Source organism: Streptomyces sp. NPDC038135 (assembly GCF_055601245.1).
This window is the reverse complement of sequence record NZ_JBVJXS010000013.1, coordinates 129,473-149,102: the sequence shown is the minus strand read 5'-3', so window position 1 is coordinate 149,102 and position 19,630 is coordinate 129,473. Positions and strand designations below refer to the sequence as shown.

15 protein-coding genes and 1 pseudogene are annotated in these 19,630 nt (G+C 71.5%); 9 read left to right on the top strand and 7 right to left on the bottom strand.

Translation table 11 applies throughout. The features are described 5' to 3' along the window. Positions 1-26: 26 nt before the first annotated feature. From ACZ7JA_RS32750 to ACZ7JA_RS32740, 3 genes are all read left to right on the top strand, one after another. Positions 27-905 carry a LysR substrate-binding domain-containing protein gene (locus ACZ7JA_RS32750; RefSeq protein ID WP_470812004.1) on the top strand — a complete coding sequence of 293 codons (879 nt, stop codon included), beginning with the start codon at positions 27-29 and terminating at the stop codon, positions 903-905. Positions 906-1,219: 314 nt separating this feature from the next. Continuing rightward, positions 1,220-3,046: an AMP-dependent synthetase/ligase gene (locus ACZ7JA_RS32745; RefSeq protein WP_351668951.1), complete on the top strand. Its 1,827-nt coding sequence runs from the start codon at positions 1,220-1,222 to the stop codon at positions 3,044-3,046. 127 nt (positions 3,047-3,173) lie between these two features. Beyond that, entirely contained in the window at positions 3,174-4,010 is an 837-nt protein-coding gene (locus ACZ7JA_RS32740) for an aldo/keto reductase (protein WP_389300965.1), read from the top strand. A gap of 72 nt (positions 4,011-4,082) precedes the next feature. On the opposite strand, the gene ACZ7JA_RS32735 is transcribed toward ACZ7JA_RS32740, so the two are convergent. After that, positions 4,083-4,694 carry a hypothetical protein gene (locus ACZ7JA_RS32735; protein ID WP_351668955.1) on the bottom strand — a complete coding sequence of 204 codons (612 nt, stop codon included), beginning with the start codon at positions 4,692-4,694 and terminating at the stop codon, positions 4,083-4,085. 187 nt (positions 4,695-4,881) lie between these two features. On the opposite strand from ACZ7JA_RS32735, the gene ACZ7JA_RS32730 reads away from it, so the two are divergent. Further along, entirely contained in the window at positions 4,882-5,598 is a 717-nt protein-coding gene (locus ACZ7JA_RS32730; protein WP_470812000.1) for a glycoside hydrolase family 75 protein, read from the top strand. 115 nt (positions 5,599-5,713) lie between these two features. Here ACZ7JA_RS32730 and ACZ7JA_RS32725 read toward each other — a convergent pair whose 3' ends face one another. The 3 genes from ACZ7JA_RS32725 to ACZ7JA_RS32715 form a co-directional block, all read right to left on the bottom strand. Next, complete coding sequence (locus ACZ7JA_RS32725; protein WP_389300957.1) at positions 5,714-6,610, bottom strand: class I SAM-dependent methyltransferase; 897 nt, start codon at positions 6,608-6,610, stop codon at positions 5,714-5,716. Between the two features lie 146 nt (positions 6,611-6,756). Then, positions 6,757-8,541: a glycoside hydrolase family 6 protein gene (locus ACZ7JA_RS32720; RefSeq protein ID WP_470811998.1), complete on the bottom strand. Its 1,785-nt coding sequence runs from the start codon at positions 8,539-8,541 to the stop codon at positions 6,757-6,759. 29 nt (positions 8,542-8,570) lie between these two features. After that, the gene (locus ACZ7JA_RS32715; protein ID WP_470811996.1) at positions 8,571-10,061 is read right to left on the bottom strand and encodes a cellulose binding domain-containing protein; all 1,491 of its coding nucleotides are present in this window, start codon (positions 10,059-10,061) and stop codon (positions 8,571-8,573) included. 264 nt (positions 10,062-10,325) lie between these two features. Here ACZ7JA_RS32715 and ACZ7JA_RS32710 point away from each other — a divergent pair, with 264 nt between their 5' ends. The 3 genes and pseudogenes from ACZ7JA_RS32710 (at position 10,326) to ACZ7JA_RS32700 (ending at position 14,493) form a co-directional block, all read left to right on the top strand. After that, on the top strand, positions 10,326-13,241 hold the full coding sequence (locus tag ACZ7JA_RS32710) for a glycoside hydrolase family 48 protein (protein WP_470811994.1): 2,916 nt from the start codon (positions 10,326-10,328) through the stop codon (positions 13,239-13,241). Positions 13,242-13,517: 276 nt separating this feature from the next. Beyond that, positions 13,518-13,619, top strand: a pseudogene (locus ACZ7JA_RS32705) (hypothetical protein); the annotation flags it as partial. Positions 13,620-13,758: 139 nt separating this feature from the next. Continuing rightward, entirely contained in the window at positions 13,759-14,493 is a 735-nt protein-coding gene (locus ACZ7JA_RS32700; protein ID WP_470811992.1) for a ferritin-like domain-containing protein, read from the top strand. A gap of 17 nt (positions 14,494-14,510) precedes the next feature. Here the strand turns inward: ACZ7JA_RS32700 and ACZ7JA_RS32695 are convergent, their stop codons facing one another. Then, the gene (locus ACZ7JA_RS32695; RefSeq protein WP_470811990.1) at positions 14,511-15,260 is read right to left on the bottom strand and encodes a class I SAM-dependent methyltransferase; all 750 of its coding nucleotides are present in this window, start codon (positions 15,258-15,260) and stop codon (positions 14,511-14,513) included. 3 nt (positions 15,261-15,263) lie between these two features. After that, complete coding sequence (locus ACZ7JA_RS32690; protein WP_389453467.1) at positions 15,264-15,569, bottom strand: 4a-hydroxytetrahydrobiopterin dehydratase; 306 nt, start codon at positions 15,567-15,569, stop codon at positions 15,264-15,266. 200 nt (positions 15,570-15,769) lie between these two features. Here ACZ7JA_RS32690 and ACZ7JA_RS32685 point away from each other — a divergent pair, with 200 nt between their 5' ends. Both ACZ7JA_RS32685 and ACZ7JA_RS32680 read left to right on the top strand, forming a co-directional pair. Then, positions 15,770-16,603, top strand: a complete 834-nt coding sequence (locus ACZ7JA_RS32685) for a helix-turn-helix domain-containing protein (protein ID WP_470811987.1) — start codon at positions 15,770-15,772, stop codon at positions 16,601-16,603. A gap of 97 nt (positions 16,604-16,700) precedes the next feature. Then, the gene (locus tag ACZ7JA_RS32680) at positions 16,701-17,564 is read left to right on the top strand and encodes a helix-turn-helix domain-containing protein (RefSeq protein WP_470811985.1); all 864 of its coding nucleotides are present in this window, start codon (positions 16,701-16,703) and stop codon (positions 17,562-17,564) included. A 22-nt stretch (positions 17,565-17,586) separates the two neighbouring features. Here ACZ7JA_RS32680 and dnaK read toward each other — a convergent pair whose 3' ends face one another. Next, the gene (gene dnaK, locus ACZ7JA_RS32675; protein WP_470811983.1) at positions 17,587-19,476 is read right to left on the bottom strand and encodes a molecular chaperone DnaK; all 1,890 of its coding nucleotides are present in this window, start codon (positions 19,474-19,476) and stop codon (positions 17,587-17,589) included. Between the last annotated feature and the right edge of the window lie 154 nt (positions 19,477-19,630).

The window sequence follows — 19,630 nt, the reverse complement described above, 5'->3', positions numbered from 1 at the left end:
GTGATGACCACGACTAGACTGCGGGCGTGTACGACCCCACCCACCTGCGCACCTTCCTGGCGGTGGCGCAGACGCTGAGCTTCACCCAGGCCGCCCGGCGCCTCGGACTGCGCCAGTCGACGGTCAGCCAGCACGTGCGGCGGCTGGAGGACGCCACCGGCCGTCAGCTCTTCTCCCGGGACACCCACTCGGTGGAGCTGACCGAGGACGGCGAGGCCATGCTGGGCTTCGCGCGCCGGCTGCTGGAGGTGCACGAGCAGGCGACGGCGTTCTTCACCGGCACCCGGGTGCGCGGCCGGCTGCGCTTCGGCGCCTCGGAGGACTTCGTCCTCACCCGGCTGCCGGAGATCCTCGAGCGCTTCCGCCACGACCATCCCGAGGTCGACCTGGAGCTGACCGTGGAGCTGTCCGGCACGCTGCACGAGCGGCTGGCGGCGGGCAAGCTCGACCTGGTGCTGGCCAAGCGGCGGCCCGAGGACCCGCGCGGCGAGCTGGTGTGGCGCGACGACCTGGTCTGGATCGGCTCCGAGCACCTGCGGCTGGACCCGGACCGGCCGGTCCCGCTCATCGTGTACCCCCCGCCGGGCATCACCCGGGCCCGCGCCCTGGAGGCGCTGGAGGCGCAGGGCCGCGAGTGGCGGATCGCGTGCACCAGCGGCAGTCTCAACGGCCTCGTCGCCGCGGCCCGCGCCGGTCTCGGGGTCATGGCCCACTCCAGGCGCCTGATCCCGCCGGGCCTGTTCCGGCTGCCGGAGCGCCCGGCCCTGCCGGAACTGGGCAAGGTCGACTTCGTCGTGGTGCACGGCAGGCGCCGGGGCGCCGCCGACGCGGCCGCCGCCGCGCTGGCCGCGGCCATCCTGGCGGGCGGCGACCGGCTGCACGGGCGGCAGCGCGCCGGGCGCTGATTTTGGCCAGGGGCCCTGGCCGGTCACGACGAGAAGGCCTTGGGACCGTCCTTTCCGGCGCTCTGGCCAGGTCGGCAAGCGGTAACCGCGTCGTACAGATTCGGTGGAGATTACGGCTCCGTAAGTTACTGACTCGTCAGTATTGTGTCCGGCCCTTACCCATGTGAGGGTATTTTCCGATCGTCGTCGGGTAAGAAGGCGAGGTTTGCTCGTTTTCCGCGCCCCTCCCGCCCGGCTGACGGGTGGGGTAGCTTTCACGGCGCCGTGCGGAGCGTCGCGGACGTGACCGAAAAGCAAGGACGGGGAGCGAGGGATTGCGCGAGTTCACCACCCCTCCGTTGACGTCGGCGCCGCTGGTGGGCGGACTCGCCGACGCCGTCTTCGAACATGCCCGGACGGACCCCCTGCACGTGGCGCTCGGCCGCAAGGACGAGTCCGGTCAGTGGCGGGACGTGACCTCGGCGGAGTTCCGGGACGAGGTGCTGGCCCTGGCCAAGGGCCTGCTGGCGAGGGGCATCCGGTTCGGCGACCGGGTCGCCATCATGTCCCGCACGCGCTACGAGTGGACCCTCTTCGACTTCGCGCTGTGGACGATCGGCGCGCAGGTGGTCCCCGTCTATCCGACGTCCTCGGCGGAGCAGTGCTTCTGGATGCTGTACGACGCCGAGGTGACGGCGGCGATCGTGGAGCACGAGGACCACGCGATGACCATCGCCACCGTGATCGACCGGCTGCCGCGGCTGCGTGAGCTGTGGCAGCTCGACTCGGGCTGTGTGCAGGAGCTGTACGACTCCGGCGCGTACCTGGACGACGAGGTGGTGGACCGGCACCGCCAGGCGATCACCCCGGAGTCGGTCGCCACGATCATCTACACCTCGGGCACCACCGGCCGCCCCAAGGGCTGTGTGCTGACCCACGGCAACCTGATGTACGAGGCGGACACGGTGATCCGGCGCTGGGAGCCGGTGTTCCACACCAAGAAGGGCGACGAGGCCTCCACCCTGCTGTTCCTGCCGCTCGCGCACGTCTTCGGCCGGATGGTCGAGGTCGCCACCATCCGCGGCGGGGTACGCCTCGGGCACCAGCCGCAGCTCCACGCGGCCGCCCTGCTGCCCGATCTGCAGGCCTTCCGGCCCACGTTCATCCTCGCGGTGCCGTACATCTTCGAGAAGGTGTTCAACTCCGCCCGGCGCAAGGCGGAGAAGGAGGGCCGGGACGGGCCCTTCGAGAAGGCCGTCGACATCGCGGTGAAGTACGCGGACGCCGTCGAGGCCAAGGCGTGGGGCACCGGCCCCGGGCCGTCGGCCGGCCTGCGGATGCAGCACCAGCTCTTCGACAAGCTCGTGTACTCCAAGGTGCGCGCGGCCATGGGCGGCCGCATCCGCAACGCGATGTCCGGCGGCTCCGCGATGGACCGGCGGCTCGGGCTGTTCTTCGCGGGCGCCGGGGTGCAGATCTACGAGGGCTACGGCCTGACCGAGTCCTCGGCGGCCGCCACCGCCAACCCGCCCGAGCGCACCCGCTACGGCACCGTGGGCCAGCCCATCCCGGGCGTCACCGTGCACATCGCCGACGACGGCGAGGTCTGGCTGCACGGCGGCAACGTGTTCCAGGGCTATCTCAACAACCAGAAGGCCACCGACGGGACCCTGCACGACGGCTGGCTCGCCACCGGCGACCTCGGCGCCCTGGACGAGGACGGTTACCTGACGATCACCGGCCGCAAGAAGGAGATCCTGGTGACCTCCGGCGGCAAGAGCGTCTCCCCCGGGGTGCTGGAGGAGCGGGTGCGCGAGCATCCGCTGATCAACCAGTGCATCGTCGTCGGCAACGACCGGCCGTACATCGCCGCCCTGGTCACGCTCGACCAGGAGGCCGTCGAGCACTGGCTGCAGATGCGCGGCAAGCCCCGGCTCAGCCCCGCGCAGCTCGTGCGCGACCCGGACCTGGAGACGGAGGTGCGGCGGGCGGTCGTCGCCGCCAACACCCTGGTCTCGCAGGCGGAGTCGATCCGCACCTTCCGCATATTGGCGCAGCCGTTCACCGAGGAGCACGGCCTGCTGACCCCGTCGCTGAAGCTGAAGCGCAAGGCCATCGAGAAGGCGTACGTGAGCGAGGTCGAGGCGCTCTACCAGGCCTGAGACACCGCGGGCCGGCCGCCTCCGGCGGAAATTCCCGGCGCGGATCGCGCCGTCAGGAATGCGCGGGGGCCTCGTGATCGTTGACGATGGGGTACCACCTGTCGACAACCGAAGGATCAACGAGCTCGTGAGCAGCAAGGTCCCCCCGATCATCCTCAACAACGGCGTCGAGATGCCCCAGCTGGGCTTCGGCGTCTGGCAGGTGCCGGACGACGAGGCCGAGCAGGCCGTCGCCACGGCGCTCGAGGCCGGGTACCGCAGCATCGACACAGCGGCGATCTACGGCAACGAAGAGGGCACCGGCAAGGCCATCGCCGCCTCCGGCCTGCCCCGCGAGGACGTCTTCGTCACCACCAAGCTCTGGAACAGCGACCAGGGGTACGACTCCACGCTGCGCGCGTTCGACGCGTCGCTGGAGAAGCTGGGTCTCGACTACCTGGACCTGTACCTCATCCACTGGCCGCTGCCGTCGCGGGACGCCTACCTCGACACCTACAGGGCGTTCGAGAAGCTGTACGCCGACGGCCGCGTCAAGGCGATCGGCGTCTCCAACTTCCTTCCCCAGCACCTGGACCGGCTCATCGCGGAGACGTCGGTGGTCCCCGCGGTCAACCAGATCGAGCTGCACCCGCACCTGCAGCAGCACCAGGCCCGCGAGCTGCACGCGGAGCAGGGCATCGCCACCGAGGCCTGGTCGCCGCTCGGCCAGGGCAAGGGCCTGCTGGAGGTGCCGGCGATCGTCGCCATCGCGCAGAAGCACGGCCGCACCCCGGCCCAGGTCGTGCTGCGCTGGCACGTCCAGCTCGGCAACGTGGTGATCCCGAAGTCCGTGACGCCGTCGCGGATCAAGGAGAACATCCAGGTGTTCGACTTCAGCCTGGACGACGAGGACCTCGCGGCCATCAGCGCCCTGAACGAGGACCGGCGGCTCGGCCCGGACCCGGCCACGTTCGACGTCGCCTGACCCCGCACGGCGAACGGCCGTCCGCAGCCGCCGTACGGGCGGGGCGGGCGGCCGTTTCGCGAACCCGCGGACTCAGCCGAGGTGCACGTCCGCGTGCACGACCTCGAACTCCTCCAGGCTCACGACCCTCGCCCCCGCCTTCGCCGCGGCCTCGTGGCGGGCCGCGGCCTGGGCGGCCCGGGACGCGGCCATGGACGCGCGGTCGACGAAGAGGGTGCCGACCCGGCCCAGACCGCGCTCGCGGTCGACGAGCAGAGCGGCCCGGGCGAGACCCGGCAGCGTCTCCAGGCGCGGCAGGACGGTCGACCGGAAGGTCTCCTCGAACAGGGCGGCGTCCGCGGGATCGAACTCGACCCGGGACACGCGCAGACCGCCGCCCATGCGCGGCACCCGCAGCGAACGGTGGACGACCGCCTCCATGTTCTCCACCGCCAGGGTGCCCGCGAACGGCTCCAGCAGCGCCTGCCGGTGCTGCCGCATCACCGTGTCGCTGTTGCCGCGGGCCTGCTCGGAGGCCCACCAGCTCACCGCCAGCAGCTTGCCCAGCTCGTGGTCGGTGAAGACCCCGGCCCCGAGGTAACCGGGGCGCTCCTCGAGCAGTTCGCGCCCCTCGGTGTTCAGGGTCCGGACCGCCGTGTCGATCTTCGCCGGGTCGCCGGTCACGTAGACGGTGCGCACGAACATGACTTCTCGCCTCCGCGTGCCCTGTGGCCTGTCGCTTCGACCCGAACCAGTCTTCCGTGTGCGGCAAAGGCCCGCAAAAGCGAACACAACGCCGAGTCTCGTACAGGTGCTTGACGAGGGCATGCGCATACGCCACCTTGTAGGACGCCCGGTAAGGAAACTTTCCTAACAGAAGGGTCCCCCCACAGTGCGCCTGCGTTCACTGACCCTCGTCGCGGCTTCCGGCGCCGCTCTGCTCGCCGCCGGAGTGCTTCCCGCCCACGCCTCCGACCCCGACCCCGTCGACCCCTCCGGCGCCCCGCCGGCCTCCGTCCAGGAGGGCACGGTGAGCGCGGCGGACCTGCTCGCCAAGGTGACGTCCTGTTCCCAGATCTCCAACGGCAAGTACCGCACCGACGAGGAGGCCTCGGCGACGGTCCCCGTGTGCGGCAAGAACGGCGCGGTGTTCTGGAAGGCCGACATGGACATCGACTGCGACGGCCAGCGGACCGCGAACTGCAACGAGGACCACGACCCCTGGTACCAGGACGACACCGCGTTCCACCAGTCCGACGGCAGGCCCCTGAAGGCCGAGTCCCTGCCGTACGTGGTGGTGCCCAGCTCCAGCACCGTCTGGAACTACACCGGCGCCGGCATCAAGGGCGGCGGAGTGGTCGCCGTGGTCTACGACGGCAAGGTGGAGTACGCCGTCGTCGGGGACACCGGGCCCACCGCCATCATCGGTGAGGCCTCGTACGCCACCGCCAAGGCGCTCGGCATCGACCCCGACCCGGCCACCGGCGGGGTCGACTCCGGCGTGACCTACATCCTGTTCAAGAACTCCAAGGTCTCCCCCATCGAGAGCCACAGCGCGGCCGTCTCTCTCGGGGACCAGCTCGCCAGGCAGTTCCTGCGGGACAACTGAACGTCGGGGCGGATCAGTTGGGCTGCCCCAGCGGACGTACGACGACGGTGCTGACGCCGACGCCGAACTCCGTCACCTGGCGCCGGGTGTTCTCGGCGAGCCCGGTGACCGCCCGCTACACGGGCCGGACCGCGCGGTGCACCGTGTGGGCCGCCAGGAGGAACACGTCGGGCCGGTGGTGCAGACTGCGCTCGTCGGACGGGTCGAGGAGCCGGTCGAGGGTGGCGCGGTCCCCGGCGTCGAGGGCGTCGGCGTGGATCTCCCGGGTCCGGGTCAGCACGGCGACGACGTGGGCGCGGACCCGGTCCGAAACCGGGGCGGGCAGGTCGAGCAGGAAGCTGCGGGTGCCGGTGTGCTTCAGGCCGGCGGCGGCGAGCAGCGCGGGCCAGTCTTCGGTCACGGCGACGGCGCCCGGAAGCTCGGCCCGCATCCGGGCGAACCGGTCCTCCTGCGCTGCGTCGAGACGCGCCTGCAGTCCGGGGCGGCCGAAGCCGATGTCACGGGGCAGGAAGCGGGGGGCCAGCCCGCCCTCCAGGATGGCCAGGGTGCCGCCGGGCGCGAGCCGTTCGGCGAACGCGGCGAGCGCGGCCCGCTGGTCGCCGAGGTGGTGCACACTGCGGCTCGCCCACAGCAGGTCCGCCGGGTACTCCAGTTCCCGCAACGCGCCGGGCAGCTCACCGGCGAGGGTGCCGAAACGGTCGGCGTAGCCGAGGCGGGCGGCGCGGGCCCGGGCGTGCTCCAGCAACGGCTCGGAGCTGTCGGCGGCGATCACCCGGGCGCCGGGGAAGGTCTCCGCGAAGAGGCCGGAGAGCACCCCGGGCCCGCTGCCGGCGTCGACGACCAGACCGGGTTCGGTCACCTCCTTGCTCAGCCAGGCCAGGGCGTGGGAGTAAGCCGGTGTGGACACCTCGGCCTCCGTCTCCAGCATCGCGGCCATCGCACCCCAGTCGACGTCGCCGCCGTGGTGGTGGCCCTGGTGCGGGTGGTGGTGGTCGTGGTGTTCGTGTGCCATGGGTGCGGCCTCCTGGGCGCTGTCGTCCGGATGCGGACAGCCTGCGCCGGAACGCCGGGCCGGGGCCAGTTTCGTTGCCGGTGCCGCAAAAAGGGACCGCCGGGGGGCGGCCGGTGAGGGCCGCGCCCCGGCGGACGTTCAGCCGGTCAGGGAAGGGGCGGGTAGGCGTTCTGCATGAGCTGCTGGAACTGGGCGGAGAACCAGTGCCCGGCCAGCGGCGCGTTCGGCAGGGCGCCGGAGGGGTTGTTGCCGTTGCGGGCGTTGCCGCCGTACGTGGGGTCGCACATGCGGTCGAAGCCCTTGCCCTCGTCGTTGCTGACGGCGGAGCTGGCGCCGTCGGACTCCCCCGGCGGCTTGACCCAGACGTAGGCGTCGATGCCGGCGGCAGGCGCCGCGGTGGGCCGCTCGCCGAGTCCTGCCCCGCTCTGGTTGCACCAGTTGCCCGCGTGGACGCGCCGGTCGATCCGGCTCCCGTTGACGTAGTCGTCCACGGAGGTCAGCGGGCCGGACTTGGTGGGCCGGGCGGTGCCGCCCCAGCCGTTGCGGGAGGTGTCGATCAGCATGCCGAGGCCGGAGTTGAACCCGGACCCGACCAGTTTGTCCCGCAGCGCCTGCGCGAACGACTGCTCGTCGACGTACTGGTTCCAGTCGACCCACTTCGACTGGCGCACGGTCTGGCCGTTCACCGAGTCGGTGACCTTGAAGTACGGCTCCTTGGTGGCGCTGTAGTTGGCGGTGTTGACGATGAACCCGGCCACGTCGCTCACACTGGCGCCGTTGCTGGTGGCGACCTTGTAGAACTCCTGGACCGTGGGACCGAGGTTGGAGTCCCAGCCGAGCCAGGCGTGGTGGCCGGCGTCGATGTAGTTGTAGACGTTCGCGATGGCGCCCAGCTTGTCGAGGGCGTAGCTGACGCCCTTCTCGTAGTTGCCGTTGGCCTTCATGGTCGCGCAGGCGTCGGTGCTGCCCGCGGTGCCCCCCGCGTTGGTGACCAGGTTGGGCAGCGAGTCGGGCTCGATGACCGTGGTGATCCGCAGGCCCGCGTACTTCGAGTCGGACAGGATGGAGGCGATCGGGTCGATGTACTGGCTCTTGTACTTGTCGAGGTCGTTCGGCCCGAGTTCGCCGTTGGAGGCCAGGGCGGAGCAGTCACGGCCCGGCAGGTCGTAGATGACCAGCTGCACGACGAGGTCGCCGGAGCCCTTCTGCTTCAGGGCCGCGTCCAGGTGGGCGCGCAGGCCCATGCCGCCGTTCACCCCGTTGATGGCGGCGATCCGGTCCAGCCAGACGGCGGTGGGCTGGTTGGAGATGCGGCTGCCGCCGGGTTCGGCGGCGGCGAGGGCCGACCACTCGGGGTTCACGTACACCTTGGCCCCGGTGTACGGGTTGTCGACGCGGCCGCCGGTGCCGCCGCCCGTGTCACCGCCGGTGCCGCCGCCCGTGTCACCACCCGTGCCGCCGCCGGTGCCGCCGCCCGTGTCGCCACCGGTGCCGCCGCCGGAGCTGCCGCCGTCGTCGACGTTGCAGGTGACCCCGTCGAGGGTGAAGGTCGCGGGCACGGCGTTGCTGCCGCTGTAAATGCCCTGGAAGCCGAAGCTGACGGAACCGCCGTTGACCAGCGCGCCGTTGTAGCTCTCGTTGGCGGCGGTGACGGCGGCGCCGCTCTGGGTGACCTTCGCGTTCCAGGCGCTGGTGACCTTCTGGTTGCCGGCGTACGACCACTTCACCGACCAGCCCGACTTGGCGGCGCCGTTGTTGGTGACGGTGACGTTGGCGGTGAAGCCGGTGTCCCACTGGTTCTGGATCTGGTAGGCGACGGTGCACGGGACCGAGGTGGCAGCCGCGCCGGCCGGTCCGGCGACGAGCGCCGTCCCGGAGGCGCCGGCGACCAGTGCCAGGGCGGCGAGCAGCGAAATTCTGGTAGGACTCATGAGTGCGGGTTCCTTCTTCCGTGATGCGGTTACGGGTTGAGGGCGCGCAGGTGGTCGCGCAGGCCGGCGCCGTACGCGGTGGGTGTGCCGTCGTAGCCGGAGATCAGGGACGGCCCGGAGGAGCAGTCCCAGGTGTTCCAGGTCCAGCCGAGATAGGACAGGTTCCGGTCGTCGAACCACTTCATGACCTGGTCGGTGAAACCGTGCGAGCAGGTGTTCTCCCCGACCTCACCGGCGATCAGCGGCACCTGGGCCGCGACCGGGGCGAGGGTGGAGTTCCAGCAGCTCTCGCTCGAGCAGGTGTTGAAGTTGTACACGTGGTACGCGGCGGCGAGATTGCCCGCCGGGTCGGTGGGCCGGTACGTCAGCCACTGGCTGAGGTCGTTGGAGTAGGCGAGCCCGCCGGCCATGATGACGTTCTTCGCTCCGGCGCCCCGGATGCTGTCCACCAGGTCCTGCATTCCGGCCACCTCGTAGGAGATGCCGGGGCAGGTGCCGCCGTCCCGCCAGCACTTCCAGGCGTCCGCGGCGCCGGAGGTCGCCCGGTCCGGGTACGGCTCGTTGAACAGGTCGAACACGGCCGCCCTGTCGTCCTTGAAGGTGCTGGCGACGGACGCCCAGAAGGACGGCGCGTACCGCATGTCGGGCATCGGTTTCTGGCAGGTGGCGTGCACGTCGGAGCAGCCCGCCGAGTTGCCGGTGTACTGGCCGTAGGACCAGTGCATCTCGACGATGGGCGTCATGCCGTGCGCCTCGACGCGGGCCACCAGGTCCTTGACCGCGTCGATGTAGTTGACGCCGCCGTACTCGGGCTTGACGTTGGAGAGACCCAGCCAGCACTCCTCGTTGAGCGGGATGCGGACCGCGTTGGCCTTCCAGTCGGCGATCGCCTCGATCGCCGCGTCGTCCACCGGGCCGTCCCAGATGCCGTAGCCCTGCACGCACATGAACTCGCCGCCGGAGCGGTTCACGCCGAGCAGCCTGCGGGTGCGGCCGGCCGCGTCCACCAGCTTGCCGCCCGAGACGTGCAGGGCGGGCGCGGCGCCGTCGGACGGCGGTGGATCGGTCGGGGGCGGGTCGGTCGGCGGGGGTGTCGTCGGTTCGGAGTCCACGTTGCAGGTGGTGCCGTTGAGCCTGAACGCCGTCGGCACCGCGTTGCCGCCGGACCAGGAGGCGAGGAACCCGGCGCTGACGCTCGCGCCGGAGCCGAGGCCGCCGTTCCAGCTCTCGTTGGCCGCGGTGACGGTGGTGCCGGACTGGGACCACTTGGCGTTCCAGCCCTGGGTGACCTTCTGGCCGGCCGCGAAGTCGAAGGTGAGCTTCCAACCGATCGTCGCGGCCTGGTGGTTCGTGATCCTGACGGAGCCCTGGAAGCCGTCGTCCCACTGGCCGGTGACGGCGTACTCCACCGTGCACGCCGGTGTGGCTCCCTCAGCCGTGACCACCGGGACGAGCACGCCGCCGAGCAGCGCGGTCGCACCGGCGACGGCTAAAAGTACTGAACGCGGGGGGTGTCGCATGAGCGACTCCTTGCAGCTTGGCGCGCCGTGACGGACGCGTCGACTGAATGGAACCGCTCCCACTGGTGCGATGGAAGGTAGCGGCAACTGGACTGATTGCACAGGGGAGTTGAGGAACTTTTCCGAGAGAGGACCTGTCGAATCATTTCGACTCTTCAAGCACCTTGACCGCTCCCGGGCTCGTCCTCACTATGGGAGCGCTCCCACTGGTTCAAGCCTTGACATCCCCCCTCGAGCCGCAAGCCGCAAGGAGGAACCAGCACCATGGATCCCGGACGCAAGAGCAGAGCCGCGCGGCGATGGTGGACCGCCGCCATCGCGGCGCTCGCCCTGCCGCTCACCACGCTCGCCACCGGCGCCACGGCCGCGCACGCGGCGGGCGTCCAGTGCAGCGTCGACTACAGGACCAACGACTGGGGCTCCGGCTTCACCGCCGACCTCACCCTCACCAACCGCGGCACGTCCGCGATCGACGGATGGACCCTGACCTACGGCTACTCGGGCAACCAGAAGCTGAGCAACGGCTGGAACGGCAGCTGGTCCCAGTCCGGCCAGACGGTCACCGTGAAGAACGCCTCGTACAACGGCACCATCGCCGCCGGGGCCGCGGTGTCCACGGGCGCCCAGTTCACGTACAGCGGGACCAACACGGTGCCCGCCTCCTTCGCGGTCAACGGCACCACGTGCGCCGGCGCGCACCAGCCGCCGGTCGCCGTGCTGACCAGCCCCGCCGCGGGCGCGACGTACTCGCAGGGCGACGCGGTGCCGCTCGCCGCGACCGCCGCGGCGGCCGACGCCGCGACCGTGACCAAGGTGGAGTTCTACGACGACACCACGCTGCTGGGCACGGACACCAGCGCGCCGTACGCGCTCTCGGCCTCTGGTTTGACCGTGGGCAGTCATTCGCTGGTGGCCAAGGCGTACGACAGCCTCGGCGCCTCCGCCGAGTCCACTCCGGTCGGCATCACGGTCGCCTCGGGCCCGGCGGTCGTCGCCTCGCCCACCCAGCTCGGCGTCCAGCAGGGCAAGTCCGGCACCTTCGACGTGAAGCTCTCCACGCAGCCGAGCGCCAATGTGACGGTGGGCGTCGCCCGTACGGCCGGCAACACGGGCCTGTCGGTCACCGGCGGCTCCTCGCTGACCTTCACGCCGTCCAACTGGAACACCGTGCAGAAGGTGACCGTCACCGCCGACTCCTCCGGCACCGGCAGCGCCACCTTCACCGCGTCGGCGACCGGTCACACCAAGGCGACGGTCACGGTGACGGAACTGGCCGCGTCGAAGGCGTACGACGCCCGGTTCCTGGACCTGTACGGGAAGATCACCAACCCCGCGAACGGCTACTTCTCACCCGAGGGCATCCCGTACCACTCGGTGGAGACGCTGATCGTCGAGGCTCCCGACTACGGCCACGAGACCACCTCCGAGGCCTACAGCTACCTGCTGTGGCTGCAGGCGATGTACGGGAAGGTGACCGGCGACTGGTCCAAGTTCAACGGCGCCTGGGAGATCATGGAGAAGTACATGATCCCCACGCACGCCGACCAGCCGACCAGCTCCTCCTACAACGCCTCGAAGCCGGCCACCTACGCGCCCGAACAGGACACCCCGAACGAGTACCCGGCCAAGCTGGACACGGGCGTCTCCGTGGGTTCGGACCCGATCGCCGGTGAGCTGAAGAGCGCGTACGGCACGGACGACGTCTACGGCATGCACTGGATCCAGGACGTCGACAACGTCTACGGCTACGGCGACGAGCCCGGCAAGTGCGAGGCCGGGCCGACGGCCACCGGACCGTCGTACATCAACACCTTCCAGCGCGGCCCGCAGGAGTCCGTCTGGGAGACGGTCCCGCAGCCGACCTGCGACGCCTTCAAGTACGGCGGCGCCAACGGCTATCTGGACCTGTTCACCGGCGACTCCTCCTACGCCAAGCAGTGGAAGTACACGGACGCCCCGGACGCGGACGCGCGCGCGGTGCAGGCCGCCTACTGGGCCGACGTGTGGGCGAAGGCGCAGGGCAAGAGCGGTGACGTCTCCGCGACCGTCGCCAAGGCCGCGAAGATGGGCGACTACCTGCGGTACGCGATGTACGACAAGTACTTCAAGAAGATCGGCAACTGCGTCGGTCCGTCCGCCTGCCCGGCCGGCACCGGCAAGGACGCCTCGCACTACCTGCTGTCCTGGTACTACGCCTGGGGCGGCGCCGCCGACACCAGCGCGGGCTGGGCCTGGCGGATCGGCTCCAGCCATGTGCACGGCGGCTACCAGAACCCGCTCGCCGCGTACGCGCTCAGCAACAACGCCGACCTGAAGCCGAAGTCGGCGACGGGCGCGGCCGACTGGGGCAAGTCGCTCACCCGGCAGCTCGAGTTCTACCAGTGGCTGCAGTCGTCCGAGGGCGCGATCGCGGGCGGCGCGACCAACTCCTGGCAGGGCCGGTACGCCACCCCGCCGGCAGGCACGCCGACGTTCTACGGCATGTACTACGACTGGCAGCCGGTCTACCACGACCCGCCGTCCAACCAGTGGTTCGGCTTCCAGGCCTGGTCGATGGAGCGGGTCGCCGAGTACTACCAGCAGACCGGCGACGCGAAGGCCAAGGCCGTGCTCGACAAGTGGGTCAAGTGGGCGCTGTCCAAGACCACGGTCAACCCGGACGGCACGTACCGCATCCCCTCCACCCTGCAGTGGACCGGCCAGCCCGACACCTGGAACGCGTCGAGCCCCGGCGCCAACAGCGGACTCCACGTGACGGTCGCCGACTACACCGACGACGTCGGCGTGGCGGCCGCGTACGCCAAGACGCTCACGTACTACGCCGCCAAGTCCGGTGACTCCGCCGCGAAGTCGACGGCGAAGGCGCTGCTGGACGGCATGTGGGGCAACTACCAGGACAGCCTCGGCATCGCCGTCCCCGAGACCCGGAGCGACTACAGCCGGTTCAACGACAGCGTGTACGTGCCGAGCGGCTGGAGCGGCAGGATGCCGAACGGCGACGCGGTCAACTCGTCCTCGACGTTCTCCTCGATCCGGTCCTTCTACAAGAACGACCCGGCCTGGTCGAAGATCGAGGCCTACCTCAAGGGCGGCGCCGCGCCCGTCTTCACGTACCACCGTTTCTGGGCCGAGGCGGACATCGCCCTGGCCATGGGCTCGTACGCGGAGCTGCTCGAATAGGTCCCCGCCGGCGCTCCGCGTGCACGGTCCCGTCACCGGACGACGGGACCACCGGGCCGGGCGGTCCCCACCCGCACCAGGGGGCCGCCCGGCCGTCACGTTCCCCGGTCCTGCACCCCTCCCCGCGAGAGGCCCCCCACCGTGCGCAGAACCCGCATCCTCACGGCCGTACTGGCGCTCGCCGCAGGCCTGCCGGCCGGCACCCGGCAGCAGTCGACGCAGACCTGGACCCCGCTGCTGGACTCGGCCGGCTGGGACGACTGGGGGCACACGGGCATGGTCAGCCTGGCCTCGGACGCCGTGGACCCGGACAGGGTGGGCGCCCCGGTGACCACGAGGAACGTGGGCTGGAACGGCACGGTGGCGGCGGGCTCGTCGGTGAGCTTCGGCTTCACCGGCGACTGGTCGGGGAACAGCACGAGACCGGCGTCTTTGGGACGGCGATGCAACGTTTCGCCGTCCCCGGACGTCGTCCCTGTCCAGGGCACGACGGTCGCGCCCTGGGGAGGGACACCGGGTGCACGGCAACGAGTTCGCCAAGTGGGCACGGGACTTCGAGGACGAGCGGGGGCGGAGGGCCGCCCTCGGGGATCCGGACTGGGGGCGGGGCGCGGCACTGCCTCCCGCGGTGTGGGCGGGCATCCAGCGCTTCCAGGTCGGGGAGGACGGCGACGGCGCCAACCTCGTGGCGAAGGCGGACCAGGCGGGCGACCCCGACTACGCCCGGGCGGTCCGGCTGTTCGTCGCCGAGGAGCAGAACCACGCCAGGATGCTCGCCCGTCTGCTGGCCGCGGGCGGGATGCCGCTGCTGAGCGGCCACTGGAGCGACACGGTCTTCGTCCGGCTGCGGCGCCTGATGGGCCTGCGCCTCGAACTGCTGGTGCTGATGATCGCCGAGGTGGTGGCCCTGCGGTACTACCGCGCCCTGCGCGACGGCGCCGGGGACCCGCTGACCTCGGAGGTGGCGGGCCGCGTCCTGGCCGACGAGGAGCGCCACGTGCCCTTCCACTGCGCCCGGCTGCACGCCTCCTTCGCCGAACTGCCCCGCGCGGCACGCCGCCCGGTGCTGGCCGGGTGGCGGCTGCTGCTCCTCGCGGTCACCGCCGTCGTCGCCACCGACCACGGCCGGGCCCTGCGGCACCTCGGCGTCGGACGCCTGCGCTTCGTCTCCGACGTCATGGCGTTGTCCGGCCCCGTGGTCCGCTCGATCCTCACCCCGCGGCCGGACGCGTGGACGGGCCACGGGCTCTGACGCCCTGCGTCGGAGTTTCAGGCGGTGGGCGGCTTCTGGAAGGCGTGCAGGGGGAAGACCGGGTCCGGGCGGCGGCGGTCCTGGTCCGGGAGACGGGCGAGGCGGGTGGCGAACTCCTCGGTGATGGGGTCGTCCGGGGGCAGCAGGGTGAACCAGCCGCGCCTGAGGTCGGTGACGGTGCTGCGCGGGCTGCGGCCCTGGCCGCGGCCGGGGAAGGCGGTTCGTCCGGCCGGGACGAGTCCCTCGGCGGCGGCGTACCGGGCGACGGCGTCCGCGGCGTCCTGGGCGGGGCGGCGGGGGCGCGGGGCGAGGACGGCGTCGATGTCGCTGCCCACGTCGTGCGCCGCGGCCTTGTCGACCGTGGTGACGTAGACACCGCCGGATCTGAGGACCCGTGCGCACTCGGCGACGACGGCACGCGCCTCGTCGGGGCCGGACAGCAGGTGCAGCAGCCAGACGCCGGTGACCGCGTCGAAGGTAGCGTCGGGGAAGGGCAGGCGGCGGCAGTCGGCCCGCAGGACGGCGCCGGGCAGGCGGTGGGCCGCCCGGCGGGCCATGGCGGCGGAGAGGTCGGCCGCCGTCACCCGCAGCGCGGGCCGGGCGGCGGCCAGGCGCCGGGTGACGAGCCCCGTGCCGCAGGCGATGTCCAGGAGCCGGCCCGGCCGGTCGGGTATCAGGCCGAGGACGGCCCCGGCCGCCGCCTCGGCGCGCGGTTCGCCGCCGCGCGAGGCGTCGTAGGCGTCCGCTTCCTCGTCGTAGTCGAGCACACGTCAGTGTGTTCCGTGGCCGGGGGCGATGTCCTCCACCCTGCGGGCGAGGGCGAAGTCCTTCTCCGTGACGACGCCGCCCGCGCTGTGCGTGTTCACGCTCAGGTGGACGGTGTTGTAGCCGAGGGTGAGGTCGGAGTGGTGGTCGAGCTCGTCCTGGATGCCGGCGACGTGCACGACGAGTGCCGTCGCCGCGAAGTGCGAGCCGAGCCGGTAGGACCGGGTGAGCCGGTCGCCGTCCAGCGACCAGCCGGGCAGCTCGGCCAGCCGGTCCTCGATCTCCTTCTGCGACAGCGGTTCCACGGCCATGTGACGGCTCCCTCCGGGGCGTGCGGGTACGCGTTCAGCCTGCCACGTCCGCCCGCCCGGGCACCCGGTCAGGTTGCGTCGCGCACCCCGTTCGGCCGCGCGGGCACTCCGTTCGGCTCCCTGACCGCTCCGCGGCGGGGCGGGACCGGCTTCGTGCCGGGGCGTGCCGCCGGGCGGGCCGCTCGACTACGGTCGACGGCATGACCATTGTCGCGACCGGCCCCTCCGCCTCCGCCGCCACGAACGCCGACAAGGGCCAGGCAGGCCGGCTGCTGCGCTCCTGGCGGGAGCGGCGCCGGGTGTCCCAGCTCGAGCTGGCGCTGCGCGCCGACTCCTCCGCCCGGCACATCAGTTTCATCGAGACCGGCCGGTCTCGGCCCAGCGAGGAGATGGTGCTGCGGCTGGCGGAGCACCTCGAGGTGCCGGTGCGCGAGCGCAACGCGCTGCTGCTGGCGGCCGGTTACGCGCCGCGCTACCCGGAGACCCCGCTGGACGACCCGGCGCTGGACGCGCTGCGCGACGGCATGGAACGGCTCATCCAGGGCTACGAGCCCTACCCGGCGCTGGTGGTGGACGCCGGGTACACGGTGGTCGCCGCCAACCGGGGGATCGCGCTACTGCTGGAGGGAGTCCCCGAGGAGCTGATGACGCCGGCGCCGAACGCGATGCGGCTCACCCTGCACCCCGAGGGACTCGCGCCGCGCATCCGCAACCTGCGCGAGTGGCGCGGGCACCTGCTCGCGCAGATGGAGCGGCAGATCGCCCTGGACCGCTCGGACCAGCTGCGGGCCCTGTACGAGGAGGTCGCCGGATACCCGGTGCCCGAGGACGCGTCCGGTGACGAACCGGCCGGGCCGGTGGCGTACTTCGCGCTCCCGCTGCGCATCGAGCACGACGGGCGGGTCCTGTCGTTCGTGTCGTCGATCTCCACCTTCAACACGCCCATGGACGTCACGGTCGCCGAACTCGCCATCGAGACCTTCCTGCCCGCCGACCCGGCGACCGCCAAGTACCTTCACATACTGGCCGGTTGACGCCCCTCGTGGCGCCGGGTCCGCTCGACCGCGGGTGCGACCCGGGCGTCGCGTGACACACTGCGCGGGTACTTCGGCGCGTAGGGGAGGACGGGCTGTGAGTGAGCGGCGCGCCGCGCCCACCGTGGGCCAGGTGGTGCTGGGCAAGCGGTTGCAGGAACTGCGGGAGGCGGCCGGGCTCAGCCGTGAGGAGGCCGCCCGGGTGCTCCGGGTCGCGTCGGCGACCGTACGGCGGATGGAGATGGCCGAGGTCGCGCTGAAGATCCCCTACGTGCAGGTGCTGCTGGCCACCTACGGGGCGCCCGAGGAGGAGCAGGCCGCGTTCGTGCGGCTGGCCGAGGAGGCCAACCAGCCCGGCTGGTGGCAGCGGTTCCACGACGTGCTGCCGGACTGGTTCAGCCTGTACGTGAGCCTGGAGGGGGCCGCCCGGATCGTCCGCTCCTACGAGCCGCACTTCGTGCCCGGCCTGCTGCAGACCGAGGCGTACGCGCGCGCCGTGCTGGAGGCCGGGACGGTCGGGCACACCGGGCCGGAGACGATGGAGCGGCACGTGTCGCTGCGCATGGCGCGGCAGCGGCTGCTGGAGCGGGCGGACCCGCCCCACCTCTGGGTGATCATGGACGAGACGGTGCTGCGGCGCCCGGTGAGTGTCGACGCCGCGGTGATGCGCGACCAGCTCGACCGGTTGCTGGAGTACGCCGACCGGGACCGGGTCACCCTGCAACTCGCCGAGTTCGCGGCCGGCCCGCACCCGGGTACGTACGCGCCGTTCACGCTGTTCCGGTTCGCCGAACCGGAGCTGCCGGACATGGTGTTCACCGAGTACCTGACCGGCGCCCTGTACCTGGATTCCCGCCAGGAGATCTCCACGCACCTGGAGGTCCTGGACCACATGACCGCCCGGGCCTCCTCGGCGCGGCGCACCCGGCAGCTGCTGCGGGAGTACCGCGAGTCCCTGTGACGCCGGGCCCCCGGCCGCCGGCTCAGGCCGCCCCGCCCTTCGTGTCCCGCTCGTCGTCGACGATCTCCGCGTCCACCACGCCGTCCTCGTCCGCGGACGCGCTCCGCTCCCCGGCGGCACCGGCCGCGCCGGCGGAACCGCCCGAATCCGTCGAAGCGGCCGACGCGTTCGCGTACATGGCCTGGCCCATCCGCTGGCTGACCGTGGCGAGCTTCTCGACTCCGGTGCGCAGGGCGGCCGTCTCGGCGTTCTGGCCGAGCAGCGTCTTCAGCTCGGTGACCGCCTCCTCGACCTCGGTGCGGGTCTCCGCTGGGACGCGGTCGGCGTTGTCCTGGAGGAACCGCTCGGTCTGGTAGACGAGTTGCTCGGCCTGGTTGCGGGTCTCGGCGGTCTCGCGGCGCTTGCGGTCCTCCTCCGCGTACTGCTCGGCCTCCCGCATCATGCGGTCGATGTCCTCCTTGGGCAGGGCGGACCCGCCGGTGACGGTCATCTTCTGCTCGCGGCCGGTGGCGAGGTCCTTGGCGGAGACGTGCATGATCCCGTTGGCGTCGATGTCGAAGGCGACCTCGACCTGCGGGACCCCGCGCGGTGCGGGCGGCAGGCCGGTGAGGTCGAAGACGCCCAGCTTCTTGTTGTAGGCGGCGATCTCGCGTTCGCCCTGGTAGACCTGGATGCCGACCGAGGGCTGGTCGTCCGTGGCGGTGGTGAAGATCTCCGAACGGCGGGTGGGAATCGTGGTGTTGCGCTCGATCATCTTCGTCATGATGCCGCCCTTGGTCTCGATGCCGAGGGACAGCGGGGTGACGTCCAGCAGCAGGACGTCCTTGACGTCGCCGCGCAGGACGCCCGCCTGGAGCGCGGCGCCGACCGCGACGACCTCGTCGGGGTTGACGCCCTTGTGCGGGTCCTTGCCGGTGAGTTCCTTCACCAGGCCGGTGACGGCGGGCATCCGGGTGGAGCCGCCGACCAGGATGACGTGGTCGATCGCCGACAACTGCACGCCCGCGTCCGCGACCGCCTGGTGGAAGGGCTTCTTGCAGCGGTCCAGCAGGTCCTCGGTGAGCTCCTGGAACTGGGCGCGCGTCAGCTTCTCCTCCAGGTGCAGCGGGCCCTCGGCGGAGGCGGTGATGTAGGGCAGGTTGATCGACGTCTCCGAGGACGAGGACAGCTCGATCTTGGCCCTCTCCGCGGCCTCCCGCAGCCGCTGCACGGCCATCTTGTCGGCGCCGAGGTCGATGCCGTACTGGCCCTTGAACCGTTTGACGAGGTACTCGACGATCCGCTGGTCCCAGTCGTCGCCGCCGAGATGGGTGTCGCCGTTGGTGGCCTTCACCTCGATCACGCCGTCGCCGATGTCCAGCAGGGACACGTCGAAGGTGCCGCCGCCGAGGTCGAAGACCAGCACGGTCTGCTCCTCGCCGCGGTCCAGGCCGTAGGCGAGGGCGGCGGCCGTCGGCTCGTTGATGATCCGCAGCACCTTCAGGCCGGCGATCTCGCCGGCCTCCTTGGTCGCCTGGCGCTGGGTGTCGTCGAAGTAGGCGGGGACGGTGATCACCGCGTCCGTGACGTCCTCGCCGAGGTAGGCCTCGGCGTCCCGCTTCAGCTTCTGCAGCACCCGCGCGGACAGTTCCTGCGCGCGCAGCCGGCTGCCGTCGATGGCGCCCTGCTCCGGGAAGCGCCAGTGCGCGTCCCCCATGTGCCGCTTCACCGAGCGGGCCGTGCGTTCCACGTTGGTGACGGCCTGCCGCTTGGCCACCTCGCCGACCAGCACCTCGCCGTTCTTGGCGAACGCCACCACCGACGGGGTGGTGCGGGCGCCCTCCGCGTTGGCGACGACGGTCGGCTCGCCGCCCTCCAGGACGGCCACCACCGAGTTCGTCGTCCCGAGATCGATCCCGACCGCACGTGTCATGGTCCGTCCCCTTCCGCCAGTGGTTCCGCCAGTGGTTCCGCCAGGAGGTTCCGCCGGGACGCATCCGCCAGGACGCCTGCCGCCCTCCCAGCACAGAACGCGGGTGCGCGCTTGTCAATGCACGGGTGCCCGGGAAACGCGATGCCGCGCACCC

What these genes read in the sequence shown, in the direction of transcription:
- ACZ7JA_RS32735 (WP_351668955.1), bottom strand. Translation starts at nt 4,694, where the DNA reads ATGTTCGTGCGCACCGTCTACGTGACCGGCGACCCGGCGAAGATCGAC.
- ACZ7JA_RS32725 (WP_389300957.1), bottom strand. Translation starts at nt 6,610, where the DNA reads ATGGCACACGAACACCACGACCACCACCACCCGCACCAGGGCCACCAC.
- ACZ7JA_RS32720 (WP_470811998.1), bottom strand. Translation starts at nt 8,541, where the DNA reads ATGAGTCCTACCAGAATTTCGCTGCTCGCCGCCCTGGCACTGGTCGCC.
- ACZ7JA_RS32715 (WP_470811996.1), bottom strand. Translation starts at nt 10,061, where the DNA reads ATGCGACACCCCCCGCGTTCAGTACTTTTAGCCGTCGCCGGTGCGACC.
- ACZ7JA_RS32710 (WP_470811994.1), top strand. Translation starts at nt 10,326, where the DNA reads ATGGATCCCGGACGCAAGAGCAGAGCCGCGCGGCGATGGTGGACCGCC.
- ACZ7JA_RS32690 (WP_389453467.1), bottom strand. Translation starts at nt 15,569, where the DNA reads ATGGCCGTGGAACCGCTGTCGCAGAAGGAGATCGAGGACCGGCTGGCC.
- ACZ7JA_RS32685 (WP_470811987.1), top strand. Translation starts at nt 15,770, where the DNA reads ATGACCATTGTCGCGACCGGCCCCTCCGCCTCCGCCGCCACGAACGCC.
- dnaK (WP_470811983.1), bottom strand. Translation starts at nt 19,476, where the DNA reads ATGACACGTGCGGTCGGGATCGATCTCGGGACGACGAACTCGGTGGTG.